At 72.4% G+C, this 1,446-nt stretch carries 1 protein-coding gene; it reads left to right on the forward strand.

The annotated features are described in order from the left end of the window. The first annotated feature begins 100 nt into the window (after nt 1–100). Nucleotides 101–1,393, forward strand: a complete 1,293-nt coding sequence (locus KBX53_RS32750) for a multidrug effflux MFS transporter (protein ID WP_245233792.1) — start codon at nt 101–103, stop codon at nt 1,391–1,393. The last annotated feature ends 53 nt before the right edge of the window (nt 1,394–1,446 follow it).

Below are 1,446 nucleotides of genomic sequence, written 5' to 3' on the forward strand. Positions count from 1 at the left end.
CCGTCGAGCGCCCCACACCGTGCCGTCGCGTCCACGCGGCCCGGTCGACGCCCCGCGCCGCCGCTCGTGACGACGCACCAGCTTCCGCAGAGAGATCGAGATGATGAAGCAGTTGGTGGAGAAGACCGGACGCGATGCCGCCGTCGCGCCCGAGGTACTGCCCGGCGACCTGATGACCAATCGTCAGCGGGCACAACTCGTCCTCGTGCTGGGCGCGTTGATCGCGATCGGGCCCCTGACCATCGACATGTACCTGCCGGCCCTGCCCGCCATCACGGCGGGCCTGCAGACCACTGAGACCGCCGTGCAGTTGACGCTGACCGGCACGCTCGTCGGCCTCGCGCTGGGCCAGTTGCTGATCGGGCCGCTCTCCGACGTGGTCGGGCGGCGGGTGCCGCTGCTGGTCGGTCTGGCCGCGCACATCGTGGCATCCGTGCTGTGCGTCTTCGCACCCAACATCACGGTGCTCGGCGGGCTGCGCGTACTCCAGGGGCTCGGTGTCGCGGCCGCCACGGTGGTCGCGACGGCAGTGGTCCGCGACCTGTTCAGCGGGGCCTCGTTCGCCCGGATCTTCTCCCGGCTGATGCTCGTCATGGGCCTGGCGCCCATCCTCGCTCCGACGCTGGGCAGTGGCCTGCTGAGCTGGACCGACTGGCGGGGTGTCTTCGCGGCGTTGGCGGTGCTGGGCGCGCTGCTGATCGTCGTGGCCGCGTTCCGGCTCCCGGAGACCCTTCCGGTGGCGCGTCGGCGCCACGGCGGGGTGAGCGCCACCCTGCGCGACTACCGGGGGTTGCTCAACGACCGGGCGTTCGTCGGCCTGGTGCTGGTCGCCGGGCTGGCGATGGCGGCCCTGTTCGCGTACGTCTCGGGTTCGTCGTTCGTGCTGCAGCAGGAGTACGGCCTCGACGAGCAGCAGTTCGGCATCGCCTTCGGGGCCGGCGCGGTGGGGCTGATCGGAGCCACCCAGTTCAACGTGCGGCTGCTGCGCCGCTACACCCCGCAGCAGATCCTGGTCAGCGCCCTGATCGCCGGAACGGCTGCCGGCCTGCTGCTGGTCATGTTCGCGGCGACCGGATTCGGTGGCCTGGGCACCCTGCTCGCGTCGTTGTGGCTGGTCCTGGCCGCCGCCGGGCTGGCCCTGCCGAACGCGCCGGCGCTGGCCATGAGCCGGCACAGCGAGGCCGCTGGCACCGCCGCGGCGCTGCTCGGCGCGGTGCAGTTCGGCATCGGGGCGGTGACGGCGCCACTGGCCGGTCTGTTCGGCACGGGGAGCGTACCGATGGCGATCGTCATCGCGGGCGGCATGGCCGCCGCGCTGATCGTCATGCTCGTTGTCGTTCCGCGCGCCAGCCTCGGCACTGTCGACCCGGACCTGGCTGTCGCGCTGCACTGACAACGCCCGGCGGTCGCGCCGCAGCGGGCCCCGTCGTCGCGCGGGAGAGACGG

It is taken from the genome of Micromonospora sp. M51 (assembly GCF_018070305.1).
GTDB classification, from domain to species: domain Bacteria; phylum Actinomycetota; class Actinomycetes; order Mycobacteriales; family Micromonosporaceae; genus Micromonospora; species Micromonospora parva.